The organism is Negadavirga shengliensis, from assembly GCF_042652345.1.
GTDB classification, from domain to species: domain Bacteria; phylum Bacteroidota; class Bacteroidia; order Cytophagales; family Cyclobacteriaceae; genus Negadavirga; species Negadavirga shengliensis.
The window spans coordinates 35,332-48,717 of record NZ_JBHSJJ010000019.1; the positions used below are offsets into that span (position 1 = coordinate 35,332).

A 13,386-nucleotide genomic window follows, 5' to 3' on the forward strand; every position below is an offset into this window, starting at 1 on the left:
AGAAAATCCAAAATCTGCAATGAGCAAAATACTGATCGTGGCTTTTCTGATAGGCTTGGTGTCTTTCAAAGCAGCAGGACAAGTGGATACCCTAGAGGTATACAGTGCTGCAATGGACAAAAAGCTAAAAGTGGCCGTTACCTTACCTGATGGATACGACAGCAACCGGGATATCCTTTATCCAACCGTCTATGTATTACACGGTGGAAGCGGACAGTTCAGTGACTGGCACCAAAAAATAACTGCGCCGGGGTTATTATCCCAATTGGCCAATCAATATGGGTTTATCCTTGTAACCCCCGGCGTAGGGCCAAGCAGTTACTATTATGACAGCCCAAAGATGGACTCGGTGAAATATGAAACCTATATCACCAAAGAACTGATTCCGGAGATCGACAGGAAATACCGAACCATAGCCAGACGCGAAGCCAGGGCCATTACCGGCCTGTCTATGGGAGGACACGGGGCCATTACTTTGAGTGCGAAGCACCCGGATTTGTTCATAGCGGCGGGAAGCATGAGCGGGGTAATGAACATCGACACCCGAAAATGGAAGGTGGGTGAAGATTTCGCCGCCCTCAGGAGAAAACAGCAATATGCAATGCTGGGAGAAATCAATTATGAAGCCCCCTTCAGCGAATATACAGCGGTGGGTTTGGTGGAGAGGATAAAGGAAAACGGCATTTCATTGCTCATTGATTGCGGCACCGATGATTTCCTCATAGAAACCAACCGTCAAATGCACCAGATGCTTTTGGAAAACGGCATCCCACATGAGTACACGGAAAGGCCCGGAGCACATACCTGGGAGTACTGGACAAAAGCTTTACCCTTCCATATGCTTTTTATCCATCAGGTGTTTGAGGGGGTGAAGTGAGAAGGTGGGAGTTTCCTCGCTGAAAAAACCACAGAGGTACGGAGAAAACAGAGAAATGACTATGGCGCTTGATGGTGGTACAAAACTTATTTCAAAATAACTCCGCATTGCCTCCGTGTTCTCCTTTTCTCTGCGGTTAAAATAATCTACTCACTACCTTCAATCTTCAGTCCTACTCTAAAGAGCCTGAAATAATCCTGCTCGGTTTCAAGATCAGGCGTTTCAAACATCCAAAGTTGATCGTTTCGAAGGAGCATGCTTTTGGGATCCAATCTACCCGGCACAAAATCATTAATCAAATTTCCTAGAGAATCCAGAATGGCAATCCGGGAAGTGTATTTTTCACGCATCCTTTCCCGAAAAACCATTGCTTCCTCAGGTGTTTTATTGGTAAATGACTCTTTTATATCCGACGCATTATAACCTGGAAAATATGCCACTACAATAAACCCATAGATCTTTTTAATATTCTCTATTCTTCCTGAAGTGGTCCTTAAACTAAGGCTAATCAGATAGCTGTCCGATCCTTTATAATCCTGGTAGTCAGGTAAGTCAAGTGGAATACTGGAAACTAAAGAATATGGAAAAGCAGTTTCATACAAATAAATGACCGGCTCTATCCCGAAGGCCACATATATCAGGTCATCCGCCAATGTAAAAGCCGGGGCCCAGGAATCTCTGAAAAAGTACTTGCCACTTCTGAAGATACTGTTTTCGGGAAAGTAAATAAAGGATTCCCTCTCCCCGGTTTCGGGATCAAGCCAATTCAATAGTCGCATTTCCTGGTAAACATTGATGCTACTGTAGTCCAAAAGTCGGGAGCCCTGATCTATATATAAATATTTGCCTTTTAATTTTTCCATTCCAAACCCCATAGCCATTGTGTAAAAATTTGGAACCTGAAATTCTTTAAGTTTTATCCGTGATTGAAGTTGTCCGCTAAAATCATAAGTCAAAAACCCATTATAGCTGTATGCGATAAAGGAACTGTCTCCGTTAATTCTTAAAGTCGCCATAAGAGCCCCATAACTGTCAGGCACATCTCCCGTTTTCGAAAAGGAAGCCATGATATTTCCGTCAAAATCTGCCACATGGATTTCGTCCGAAAACTCCCTATCTTCCACAAAAAGTATAGTCTCAGATTCCGGATCCAGATCATGGACGGTCGGGTTGCCCAGATAGTCAATCTGGATACTGTTCAGTTTTTCAAAGGAAACCGTTTTACCTACCTTTCGCTCCTCTTCCATCGTTGTGTTCTTGTCCTTTGGATCACAGGAAAAAAGAAAGAGAAAGAATACGTATATCAAATATTTCATCAACTAGATGATTTAATAAACTACATATAAAGTTTGAACTAATTTAATATTCATTCCGCTTTATTCCTATTTCTTTTTCTCAATACAAAAATTTTTCCCACGCTTTCGCTCTAGGAAACGGGTATTTTCATAGGTACTTTGCCACAGACGGCAAAATTCTTTTTATTTCGGGGCACATACCTGCCCTACTCTCCCGTAATATTTAGCGATGATTCGCAGGCAGGTGGGGCCGCATTCTTTGGCGTCGGGTTATTTGTAAAAGGGAAAACTAGTTTTCAATTTTGTTCCGTTAAAGAAAATTACTGACTTATGATTGTTAAAATTTCAATGCTTGACGAGTTCAAAAATCCCATACCGGATAAAGCCTTCTTCAAGGTCAGGATTGACCAATTGTACCACAAAGCGATTGTTCGGCAGTACCAATTGAATAGTGCCGTATGGAACAGGTATGTCATCAGACAGTTGTTCTGAGTGATCAAAGAGGATCAGGCGGCGGTATTCCGGATCCCTATAGTGATGATAGTGGGGGTCGTCCGCTATGCGCTTTTCATAGGTGCCATAGGGAATTTCCCGGACATATTCCAAGGCTATCAGGTTCCTGTCCAGTTTATAAATCTGTTGGTTGACGGCCGCCAGCGAGATCAGGTTATCGTAGGCGGGCAGGCTTTTTCTTGTGATGGGAATGGTTTTCAAACTGTTGTAATCTTCGTGACGGATAATGATCCTGGATATTACCTCATCCGTATTCAGGTCATACACGGTGATTTCATCGTCCAGTGTTGTGCTCAGGTAAAGTTGGTTCGTTTCCCTGTCCAGATAATATAGGGGTGCATACATGGCGCTTATGTTCATATCAAAGTCCCTATATTGCGGCCTTTCGGAAATTGGGGCTATTTTATAAGTTAGGTTTTCTTTAAGGCTGAATATTTCGATCAACCTTGTGTGCTCAAAACTGATTTTCCTTAAAAAATTCCCTACCTTTGATGGGTTAACAATCAATGAAAAATCGGAGGCATCATCGTTTTTTCGGAACCAGGAAACTTTTTTAGGACGTCCGCGCAGATGATATGATAAAGTGGACTGATGTTTTATCCTTTCCTTTAGGTTCAATTTCCGGTCATAACGCAAAAGCTGGTGGGTGGTTTGCACCCATATATCTCCCTCTTCCGAAAAACCCAAGCCGTTCAGTGTTGTAGTGTATTCCTCCGGCCCTTCACCGTGCAGGTTTTTGCTGATCAGGATTTCACCGTTTTCATGGATGATTGCAATCTCCATCCCTCCTGAAAATTTGTCGATATATCCCAGATACAGCCCTTCTGCAGTATGATAATCAATCAGTCCAACCGGATACATGGAGTTTATAGAGAACTCACCTGTTTTTTCCAACCGGTACTGGGCCATGACACTGCTGGAGAAAAATAGGGAGACTAATAATATCATAAATGTTCTGTATTTCATAGCTAGTTTGAATAAAATATTTATAGTTTGCCTATAAACGAGCTCGGTTGGTTATGCAAACGGATACTTCTCCAAGAAAACTCCAACTTCTCTCTCTGTAACATTTCATCAGAGAGGAGTTTCAATTTCCCCAAACCTATCTTTTTCATTTTTCTTAAACGTTTAGTAATATACTATACCTAAAAACTAAACACCAGAAATCCAAGTTCATCCGAAAAATTCTGACATACCCAAAGCTTCCCGTCTTTGGCAAAGTATTTGTAAAATTCGTTAGGTACCTCTTCAAGTTCCACCTCCGATACAAGATTAAATTCGGCATCCAGAACTGACAAAAACACCCTGGTCCTGGTGAGCTCTGCGGTTTCATCATATCCAGACCCATCTCCGAAGATCCGCTGTGCGGACAACCGGAAATAGCGCCGGTTTACTTTGTCCCATACCGGGGCTTCAAAACGGACTTGTTCCAGAAGCTTCCGACTTTCGCGTCGGACTTGTTCCCGAGTGCTGGTTAAAACCTCCGGTACTTTTGCCCGGCTGGGTGTTAATTTCGGTTGATACTGGATTATTTTCACAAGCTCACCCCCTGGATGGAATAGGAAAATTTCGTTGGAATATTCGTGGCTTAAGTAGGCGTAGTTCTCGTCAGCCCACAGAAATACCCATGGGGGTCGGAAATTGTAGTCAAACTTCAGGAAATAATTAGAAAACGAATTCTCGGTATCTACATCGATATTTTTTACCAATTTCTCCTCGACTGAAAAAACTCCCAAAAAAGCCGTCTCTTTCATAAAATCGAGATTGGTTCCCATCACCCGCCAGTCCTTGATGTCCACTATTAACTCACTTCTCGGCGGCACATCACCAAATGGCTCCCCCAGGGAATCCTTCGCTGAAAGCCAATTTACTTTTTGAACTACATGTCCATTTTTATTGAAAATTGTGGAGAAAGGAACCGATTTAGCAAACATTAGGCTATCATTTAAAACCTGCAGCCCAAAGATGAACTCTCCCACCCCATTGGGGCCTTCAGCATCAAGGGGATAGGTTTTGACAAATTCTTTCTGATCAAGGTTGATTTCGTCGATGGAATGATCATGGTGATTATACAGGAAAAAGGATCTTTCATCATCATCCAGGTCTGAAACCTTCATATACCCCGACACTTCCAAAAGCCGATCTTTGGAATCTATCATCACTGTATCTATCGAATACGATATCCCCTGACCGTCCTGCCCGGTTTTCTTCTCTTGACACGAAAAGGATATATATATCATTACAGAAAATAACAAATAACACCACCCGTACCCGTAACCTCCTCTCAATTGGATGGACTCTGGCACTTTATCAGAAATAAGCTTCAACCTGCCTGGATTTAATTTTTTCATGGCTTTTGATTTTTAAATAAAATAACTATAAATTTATTTGATTATCCATGATTATCTGTTCTAATATGTAGTAAATATTTCCTAATCTGCTGCTTATTGCTATTGTCATGAAAATAGGCCCCCAATTAAAAAAAGCCAGAGAAACCAAAAGGTTCTCACAACAGGAAATTGCTGATCTGTTGTCCATCTCCCAAAAAACACTATCGAATATAGAAAGCGACAAAAGCACCCCCTCCATAGAACAATTAGCCACTTTGGGAAAACTTTACGGCTTGGACATTCTCAAACTACTGTCCGATCATGGAATTACTTTTAACCAACAGGATCAAAATGGAGAAGAAAATGGCATCATTAACGGCCGCCATGACCCCGTGGAAATAAGGGAATTTCGCGAAAAACTCCTTCGTGAAAAAGACTCCCGCATCGCCCTGCTCGAGGAGTACATACGAAAATTAAAAGAAGAAATAAGTAATCTCCGTTAAAGGGATTAATAAGTTTAAAGACATTTCTGATATTTGACAGCGACACTACGGTTGGCCACTTTCGGGGCTTCCGACTCCGGACTGGCAACCATCAGTCTTGGTTTCAGATACCTGATACGCTATACTGTCCTACTGTCATGTCAAATGTAAATTGACGGAAATCCCGACGATTTTTTGTCCACTAATTACACTAATTTTATGGAAAGAATCGTGTAATTGAAACAGCTTTTCAATTAGATATTTTTCGTTTCGTGCTAATCCCCGAATCCCGTTGACCGGGTCCGGGACAGGCTGTGCAATCCGTGGACATCTTACGAAATTAATGGGGGTGATCCGAAACCCGATATTTCATCCTTGACATAACACTACCTATATTTCCAAATGGTCCAAAGGATTTTATACCCTGCTCCCAAAACGCCTTTTAGGGTACCGCTCACTTTGGAAACGCCTATTCGCTTGCGGTAATCCACCGGCACCTCTGTCGTCCTCAACCCCATTTTGTGCGCCTTGATCTGCATTTCTATGGTCCAGCCGAAATTTTCGTCCGCCATACCCAATTCGAGCAGCTTTTTCCATTTTATGGCCCGGAAAGGCCCCAGATCCGAATAATCCATACCATACAACTGCCTCATCAGCCAGGTGGCCAACCGGTTACCGAAGCGCTGGGGCAAGGTCATGGCCCCTTTTTCCCGTATGCCCCTGGCCCTTGAACCGATGACCATATCTATGTCTTCGTCCAAAATAGGCCTTACCACTTGCAGCAATTGCTCCGGGTAGTCGCTGTAGTCCGCATCCAAAAAAACCAGGATATCCGGCGCTTTTTCCAGCTTTTTGATATAGGCCATGCCCGTCAAACAGGCCTTCCCATAACCCTTCTGGGACTCGTCCAGCACTGTTGCACCCGCATCACCCGCCACCTCTCCGGTGCCGTCACTGGAGCGGTTGTTCACCACGATGATATTCCTTACGCTTTCCGGAATATCCGCAATGACTTTTCCTACGGAGTTTTCCTCATTATAGGCAGGAATCAACACGTCTATTATAACCGATGACGTATGCTCTTTTGGTGTCATTTAAAGTTGTATTTTCTTATTAAGGTCACAAATCTGCCATGGAAGATCAAAAAATAGTGTTTTGCAACATCTAAGATTTTGTCGACATCTTTTTATGTTTATTGCCGAAACGCCGATTCTCCGTATACCTCCTCCCGATAATGTGCCAATGGCTGTCAACTTAGCGAATATTCGGAGTAAAAAAGGTCTTTTGCCTAGGGTAGTTCCTTGTTTTCTAGTAAAGTTTTTCTTTTCTGTACTTTTTGGTCCCGATGCGCAAGCTTTCGGGATACCACAAAGATCAAGGCAAAAAAATCCTTCCCCCCGCAGAGCCAACTCCGGCCTCCCGGTCGACCGGGACCAACCCACCCGCTTAGGTCGATTGCTCGTTAAATGAAAGTCTGACATCATTTGGTAGCTAAGTATTTCTGAATGACAAATTATTTTCTTAATTAGCCCTGGGCTCTCATTAACTTAAAAATGGATATATATTGGGACATGTCAAGTTTGTCTTGCATCTTGCGCCTCACGTCTTGGCTCTCAACCTCGACCGGTAAGACATCAAAAACACCAGGCCATAACCCACTGCCAAAAACAAATGGAAAGGCAACAGGATGAAAAGCCCAGAGACAAAACTAACCGCCACCAACACGGTAAAAAGCAGGGCCATTCCCCCTTCCACATAGGTGCTTACCGGCAGGTTGAAATTCAAATAGCGGTTGCTTTTCCAATTGCTATTGCTTTGGGACAGATTAAACTTGGGTGTTCTGATAAAGGGCGTCTTTTTCCCCGTGAGGCCTTCCCAGACGGCAATGGAATTGTGTAAAGCCATTCCCATGGAAACCGCCAAAAACAGGGGCAGGTGCCAGATAAATTGGAACAGCTTCCTGTGCCATTTTTTTTCTTCATAGCTGTTGGCCACAAAATACACCAGGCTGATGATCACAAATCCTATCATGAACAGATAACCATAATCCCACATCCATGGCGGCAGCAGATCCATATTGCCCAACACCCAGATCGGCACGCTCAACAGGGACACGGTCAAAATGGCCATGAAAATCGTGCTGTTCAATAAATGGGCCGTGGCATGGACCTTTGTCTTGAGCGGGAATCCAGCAGACAGCACCGACCAAAGGTGCTTCCTGGCACATTCGGCCCCTCCTTTGGTCCACCGGTATTGCTGGGATTTGAGCGCGCTCATCACAGGGGGAAGTTCAGCAGGAGAAGCGACCTCCGGCAGATAAAGGAAACCCCAACCGGATTTTTGTGCCCGGTAGCTCAGGTCGAGGTCTTCGGTCAGCGTATCTGCCTCCCAGTTGCCCGCATCGAGAATGCAGGTTTTGCGCCAGACCCCGGCAGTTCCATTGAAGTTAATAAAGGCGTGTTGTGCATTCCTCCCCACCTGTTCTACCAGAAAGTGGGCATCCAAAGCAAATGCCTGCAACCGGGTGAGCAAAGAATAATTTTTGTTGAGATGGGTCCATCGTGTCTGGACCATACCTGTCTTTTTGTCGGCAAAATAAGGTATGGTTTTTCTCAAAAACAGCTTGTCCGGCACAAAATCCGCATCAAAAATGGCAATAAACTCTCCTTTCGCGGTCTTCAGGCCCTCTTTTAATGCCCCGGCTTTAAAACCCTGCCGGCTTGTTCTTTGTATATGGCGGCGATCCAGATGCGGATATTCCGATAATTTTTGACGGATAATCAGGGTGGTTTCATCCGTGCTGTCATCCAACACCTGAATTTCCAATTTGCCGGCGGGATAATCCAGGGCGGCCACGGCATCCAGCAGTCTTTCCACCACATACTTTTCGTTGTATATGGGAAGTTGAACGGTAACCCGGGGCCAGTCGTTTTCATTTATAACCGGCTGTTCCCGGTGATGTCCCGCGACTTTAAGAAACTGCCATAACAGATGGCCCTGCACAAGGCTGTAAAGAAAAATCCCGGCCATGGCCATTCCGTACACACCAATCAACAAATATATCCAGTTCATCAATTCTTTACCTCAATAGAATCATTGCCTATAATAATCGGGTGGGTGTTGATCCTTCCCTTCGTCTCTTTGTTCTCTAACCGCAGCACACCTCTCGGACATACAGCGGAACAGACTCCGCACCCGACGCAGGAAGCCCTTACTATATTTTGCCCCCTTTGGGCATACCATTTTACGTCAATACCCATTTCGCAATAAGTGGAGCAGTTGCCACAACTGATGCATTGCCCGCCGTTTGTGGTAATTCTAAACCGGGATTTAAAACGCTGCACGATGCCCAGATAAGCTGCCAGGGGACAACCGAACCTGCACCATACCCTGCTTCCCATAAATGGATAAAAGCCCACACCTATCACCCCTGCAAAAGCTGAACCAATCAGAAAACCGTACCATTGGTGCAGCATATCGGTGGCTTCACCCAACAGGGCAAAACCGCTGAAATAGTTCCAGATGGTTACCGCGGTCATGACGATTGCAAAAACAAACACCCCGTGGACCATATACCTTTCAATCTGCCAGGCCTTAAGTCTTTTGTCGGACAAATGGCGGTAAGGATCTCCCAGGGTCTCCGCCAGACCCCCACATCCACACACCCAGGAGCAGTACCAACGCTTTCCATAGAAATACGCCAGTATGGGAACAGACAATATGATGAGAAGAATGCCCCAAAACAATATGAATAATCCCAAAGTCCCGCTGCTGAGCATTTCACTGATCCGGTATTCAAAAAAGAACGAATAGTCCAATGGCCAGATATTTTTAAAATCGTACCAGGGTTTATTGAACCTTACCAGCATCTCGGGTATCAAAAAGGCAAATGACAACTGAAAAAACATGACGGAAACGGTGCGGATGATCTGGTGGGTATTGCCTCTGTACTTCCTGAATATCCTGACACCCATTACCAATATGGCCAGGGTATATAGCGCACCGTACATGAACCATTGGCTTGCCTCATTTCCTGAAAGAAACAAACTTACCGGGTCAAAAATTTTAATGGAATTGGCAATGTATTCCGGAAACCAGTACAAAATGATGTAAAAAAGAATCAGGTAGGTTCCCGTCACTATTCCAAGCCAGCCCCGTGCCTTCATGGCAGAAAAATATATGCGGTCGTTTTTTATGCCCTCCGGTTCATTTCTATACATGGGAAAAATATATGCCAACGCCCCGGCAATAGGTACAATCAACGCCAGAACCAAAAACAGACCGGTTTTGTCCTGAACAGGGCCATGACCAGAAGCTTTGGTAAGGATAAAAGCATAATCATCCCAAATCACCTCATCCCATAATTCCTGCTCCTTCAGGTTTTCGTTATGGGCATCCAACAACCCGTTGATGTCACTGATGAAGCGGATATGGGAACCGTAGGTTTTATCCATAACCTTGGAGAACACATCCAGCAAAGTGGCTGCGTGATCTTCTCTTGCATTTTCCAACAATACCTCCTCTGTCAGGGTGTTTTGCCCTATAAAGGGAAGTAGGGAAAAAAGCAGCAACCCTGCCACAAAAAGAACCAAACCGAAGACCTGAATATATTTCATCTATTTATATTTTTTTATTTAATCAGCCATAACTTGTCCTGCAACTCAAGTCGGGATAGCTTGTAAACTGCGAAAACCTACGACCCCACCAAATTCCACTCCCCCACCACGACAACCATGACAACCACTACAACGACAACCACCACAAAACACTGTTCATACCACTCACATTATATTATTTTCCCGTTGCCATTTTTTATTGCTATCCCGAAGCGACTGCAAATTACCTATTTCTTGAGCAATCAATTGAACAAGCGGGACAGGAAAGACCGTTTTCTTGTTTTGATCGCCGTACCGTATTGTTGGTTGTAGGCTTCTATGATCTCCATATAATAGGGTTCAAAGAATTCGGGGTTGAAATTGGCCTGCTCCAAACCCTGCATCACCTTATCTATATGCCAGCCCTCCCTGATCGCTTTGTCGAAGAAAGCATGCCTCCACCTCATGCCAAGGGAATTGATACCCAAAATAGCCTTGGATCGATCATCATACAACATTCTGAAGCACATTCTGCCTTCGCGGTGTTCCCAGTAGAAACTCCGCTGTCCTTTTACATGGACCGGCGGGATGAATCCATAGGTTTGGTATTCAATGTCAAAAAATTTGGCTGAATTGAACCACACACCGGGTGAGTATTTTACCGGCTTATCGGCTGTCAGATTATAAGCCAGGGTTTCGCCATGCATCCTGGCGGTATACCAAACCTGTTCAATCTTTTTACGATCCGCACCGGGAATATCCCTGAATTCCACACAGTCCCCTATCGCGAATACGTTTTCCACATTGGTTCTAAAACAGGCATCCGTCAGAATGCCCTCCCCCGTGTCCAACGGAGATTCCCGGAACAGGTCAATGTTAGGTTTCACGCCTATCGCTATCCCCGCAAACTGGCAGGCAATTTCTTCACCCGAAGAAGTAGTGACTGCGCTTATTTTCCCTTCTTTATCCGCTTCCACACTTCTCAGCTCCACGCCTAGCCGAAGGTCCACATGGTGCTCCCTTATGTGTCTGTTAATCAGGCGCGCCTCTTCCTCGGGCAGCACATTGTCCCAATAGTTGTTTTCCCTGACCAACATGGTCACCGCTATTTTCCTGGTTTTCAACATCTCGGCCAATTCTATCCCAATGAGCCCTCCGCCCACCACCACTGCCTTTTGGATATTTTCAGTGTTTTTCTCCATCCTTTGCAGATCCTGGAAAGAATAAAGTCCCTGTACGCCTTTTAAATCCATCCCCGGATAATCAAACATCCGGGGTTTGGACCCGGTGGCCAGAACCAGAATGTCATAAGCCAATTCCCTGTTGCCGAGTACGATGGATTTTTTCTCAAAATCAACCTTTTCTACCCATTCATGAACAAGATCAAACCGGTTTTTTTTCCAAAACCAATCTTCATAAGGTTTGATGTGTTCAAACCTCATGTGCCCCATATAAACGTACATAAGGGCGGTACGGGAAAAAAAATAAGGGGTCTCTCCTGAAATGATGGTGATGCGGGCATGATGGTCCTTCTTTCTCAGGTGCCTGGCACAGGTGATGCCTGCAATGCCGTTTCCTATAATCACCACGTGCCTGTCCCTTTTATGATCACAGAATCCTGCCATTTATTTACTCATTTAAACGCCAATCATAATCCATATAGGATATGTTCGCATCACTTTCCAATCGATTGTCTGAATACCGGTTAAGATAGGATATTAAACTCGTTTTTTTGGTAAAATCACTCTGAAACCACTTAAATATCGGGGAAATTTTGGCTTCGTCATTCTTAATGATATTCCAGATTTCATTGTTGATGAAAATTCTGGCCTGGTCATCGAGCTGCCCGTTGATTCGCTCCGGCACATAGGCTTCATTTCTCAAGGGAGGGCAGGAATAAGACGCACAATTAATCCCAAAATGAATCCTGGGTTCATCAAATTCCCGTCTTAGTATTTTATGTTCGATGCGATCCAGGCTAAACCGTTGGCCTCCTATCCGGAAAAACCTCCTGTGCCAGATTGTATTGATCATGGGGATCCTAAACCTGGGATGGAGATCCGTAATGCTTTTGATAGGATAGTGGTCTATAATCAGCTTTACCGTAAAGGCATTATAGGCATTGATCCAATACGCCAGTTGTTCCTCCCTGCTCCAACTTTTTGGGTCGGGAGGATGACCGGAAAGAAGATCCAGGTAGGCTTCCAGTGCTGCTTTATCCCCAATAAAACCCATATAATCGACTTTCCCCATATCGCCCACATGCTGTTGCAAAAGCGCTGACCAGGAATGGTGGCTGGGAACCGGGGCCTCGGTATTTTCAGGGGAGCGGCGTTGACATGCATTCATCATTAAAAAAAATAAAATAAGAAGCAGGCGGGTTGGGGTTTGCCACATGATATCAATATCGCTATTCGGTTCAGGTTGGTAAAAATAAGCGAAAATCCATTCGATTAAATGTTGATGTTCAACATCCCTTCAAACATCTTCACCGCCTTGCCAAAGATGAAGACCCTGTCCCCCATTTTCTGCAAGCGCATATTTCCTCCACGCTTGCTCGCCTGATAGGCGTTAAACGAATGTCTATCCGTTTTTTTATGCCAAAAATCCACCAGCGCACAATGGGCGAAACCGGTGACCGGATCTTCCCTGATGCCTAAATTAGGGGCAAAATACCGGGACCAAAAATCATATTCACCATCTCCTTCAGAAGTGATGATGATTCCTTCTTCGCTGTGAAGGGAGAGGATATTATAGTCAGGCTGGACATACTCCACGGCACGGTGATGTTCCAGTTCCAGAATCCAGTTTCTGGCAAGCCGGGCTCCTGAGATCACTTTTTGTCCAAAAAAATCGTTGGAAAAATAAGGATGCGTGCCTGACTCCGTCGGAATCAAAGGAAAATCCAGCTTCACTTCTTCTCCTTCAAGTGAACCAATTAACTTCCCACTACGGGTATGAAAAATCAAATCCTTTTCTGTGTCGGCCAGTTCCTCCGTATAAAGCAGGAAAGCTGAAGCTAGGGTGGCATGGCCACAAAGATCCACCTCTCTTTCAGGTGTAAACCATCTCAGGGAGTATTCCTGATCAGCTATTTTCTCCAGAAAAGAGGTTTCGCTCAGGTTAAGTTCCGCAGCGATGAGCTGCATACCCTCATCGGACAGTTCACCCGGCAAAAGGCAAATCCCAGCAGGATTTCCTCCGAATGGTTCGTCAGTAAATGCGTCTACAGTGACAATAGGTAATTCCATCGCTGGAAGGGTTTAGGTAACAGGAGAATTGGACTATTCCTAA

At 44.5% G+C, this 13,386-nt stretch carries 12 protein-coding genes; 2 read left to right on the top strand and 10 right to left on the bottom strand.

Features of this window, described 5'->3' with window-relative positions:
• Positions 1–19 precede the first annotated feature (19 nt).
• Positions 20–877, top strand: a complete 858-nt coding sequence (locus ACFPFU_RS22775; RefSeq protein WP_377068499.1) for an alpha/beta hydrolase — start codon at positions 20–22, stop codon at positions 875–877.
• A gap of 146 nt (positions 878–1,023) precedes the next feature.
• On the opposite strand, the gene ACFPFU_RS22780 is transcribed toward ACFPFU_RS22775, so the two are convergent.
• The 4 genes from ACFPFU_RS22780 to ACFPFU_RS22795 all read right to left on the bottom strand — a co-directional run bounded on the left by ACFPFU_RS22780 (position 1,024) and on the right by ACFPFU_RS22795 (position 5,036).
• Positions 1,024–2,193 carry a hypothetical protein gene (locus ACFPFU_RS22780; RefSeq protein ID WP_377068501.1) on the bottom strand — a complete coding sequence of 390 codons (1,170 nt, stop codon included), beginning with the start codon at positions 2,191–2,193 and terminating at the stop codon, positions 1,024–1,026.
• A 324-nt stretch (positions 2,194–2,517) separates the two neighbouring features.
• Positions 2,518–3,633: a hypothetical protein gene (locus ACFPFU_RS22785; RefSeq protein WP_377068503.1), complete on the bottom strand. Its 1,116-nt coding sequence runs from the start codon at positions 3,631–3,633 to the stop codon at positions 2,518–2,520.
• 38 nt (positions 3,634–3,671) lie between these two features.
• Positions 3,672–3,800 (bottom strand): hypothetical protein, encoded by a 129-nt coding sequence (locus tag ACFPFU_RS22790; protein ID WP_377068505.1) that lies wholly within the window; start codon positions 3,798–3,800, stop codon positions 3,672–3,674.
• 30 nt (positions 3,801–3,830) lie between these two features.
• Positions 3,831–5,036 carry a DUF4221 family protein gene (locus ACFPFU_RS22795; RefSeq protein ID WP_377068507.1) on the bottom strand — a complete coding sequence of 402 codons (1,206 nt, stop codon included), beginning with the start codon at positions 5,034–5,036 and terminating at the stop codon, positions 3,831–3,833.
• Between the two features lie 107 nt (positions 5,037–5,143).
• On the opposite strand from ACFPFU_RS22795, the gene ACFPFU_RS22800 reads away from it, so the two are divergent.
• Positions 5,144–5,518 carry a helix-turn-helix domain-containing protein gene (locus tag ACFPFU_RS22800; protein WP_377068509.1) on the top strand — a complete coding sequence of 125 codons (375 nt, stop codon included), beginning with the start codon at positions 5,144–5,146 and terminating at the stop codon, positions 5,516–5,518.
• Between the two features lie 365 nt (positions 5,519–5,883).
• Here the strand turns inward: ACFPFU_RS22800 and ACFPFU_RS22805 are convergent, their stop codons facing one another.
• From ACFPFU_RS22805 to ACFPFU_RS22830, 6 genes are all read right to left on the bottom strand, one after another.
• Positions 5,884–6,591, bottom strand: a complete 708-nt coding sequence (locus ACFPFU_RS22805) for a glycosyltransferase family 2 protein (RefSeq protein ID WP_377068511.1) — start codon at positions 6,589–6,591, stop codon at positions 5,884–5,886.
• Between the two features lie 505 nt (positions 6,592–7,096).
• A complete protein-coding gene (locus ACFPFU_RS22810; RefSeq protein ID WP_377068513.1) occupies positions 7,097–8,569 on the bottom strand; it encodes a cellulose synthase family protein in 1,473 nt (490 codons plus the stop codon).
• A complete protein-coding gene (locus ACFPFU_RS22815; RefSeq protein ID WP_377068515.1) occupies positions 8,569–10,113 on the bottom strand; it encodes a 4Fe-4S binding protein in 1,545 nt (514 codons plus the stop codon). Before ACFPFU_RS22815 ends, ACFPFU_RS22810 begins: the two co-directional genes overlap by 1 nt.
• A 242-nt stretch (positions 10,114–10,355) precedes the next feature.
• On the bottom strand, positions 10,356–11,717 hold the full coding sequence (locus ACFPFU_RS22820; RefSeq protein WP_377068517.1) for an NAD(P)/FAD-dependent oxidoreductase: 1,362 nt from the start codon (positions 11,715–11,717) through the stop codon (positions 10,356–10,358).
• Between the two features lie 4 nt (positions 11,718–11,721).
• Positions 11,722–12,444, bottom strand: a complete 723-nt coding sequence (locus ACFPFU_RS22825; RefSeq protein WP_377068519.1) for a DUF547 domain-containing protein — start codon at positions 12,442–12,444, stop codon at positions 11,722–11,724.
• Between the two features lie 101 nt (positions 12,445–12,545).
• Positions 12,546–13,343: a PhzF family phenazine biosynthesis protein gene (locus ACFPFU_RS22830; RefSeq protein WP_377068521.1), complete on the bottom strand. Its 798-nt coding sequence runs from the start codon at positions 13,341–13,343 to the stop codon at positions 12,546–12,548.
• Positions 13,344–13,386: the final 43 nt, after the last annotated feature.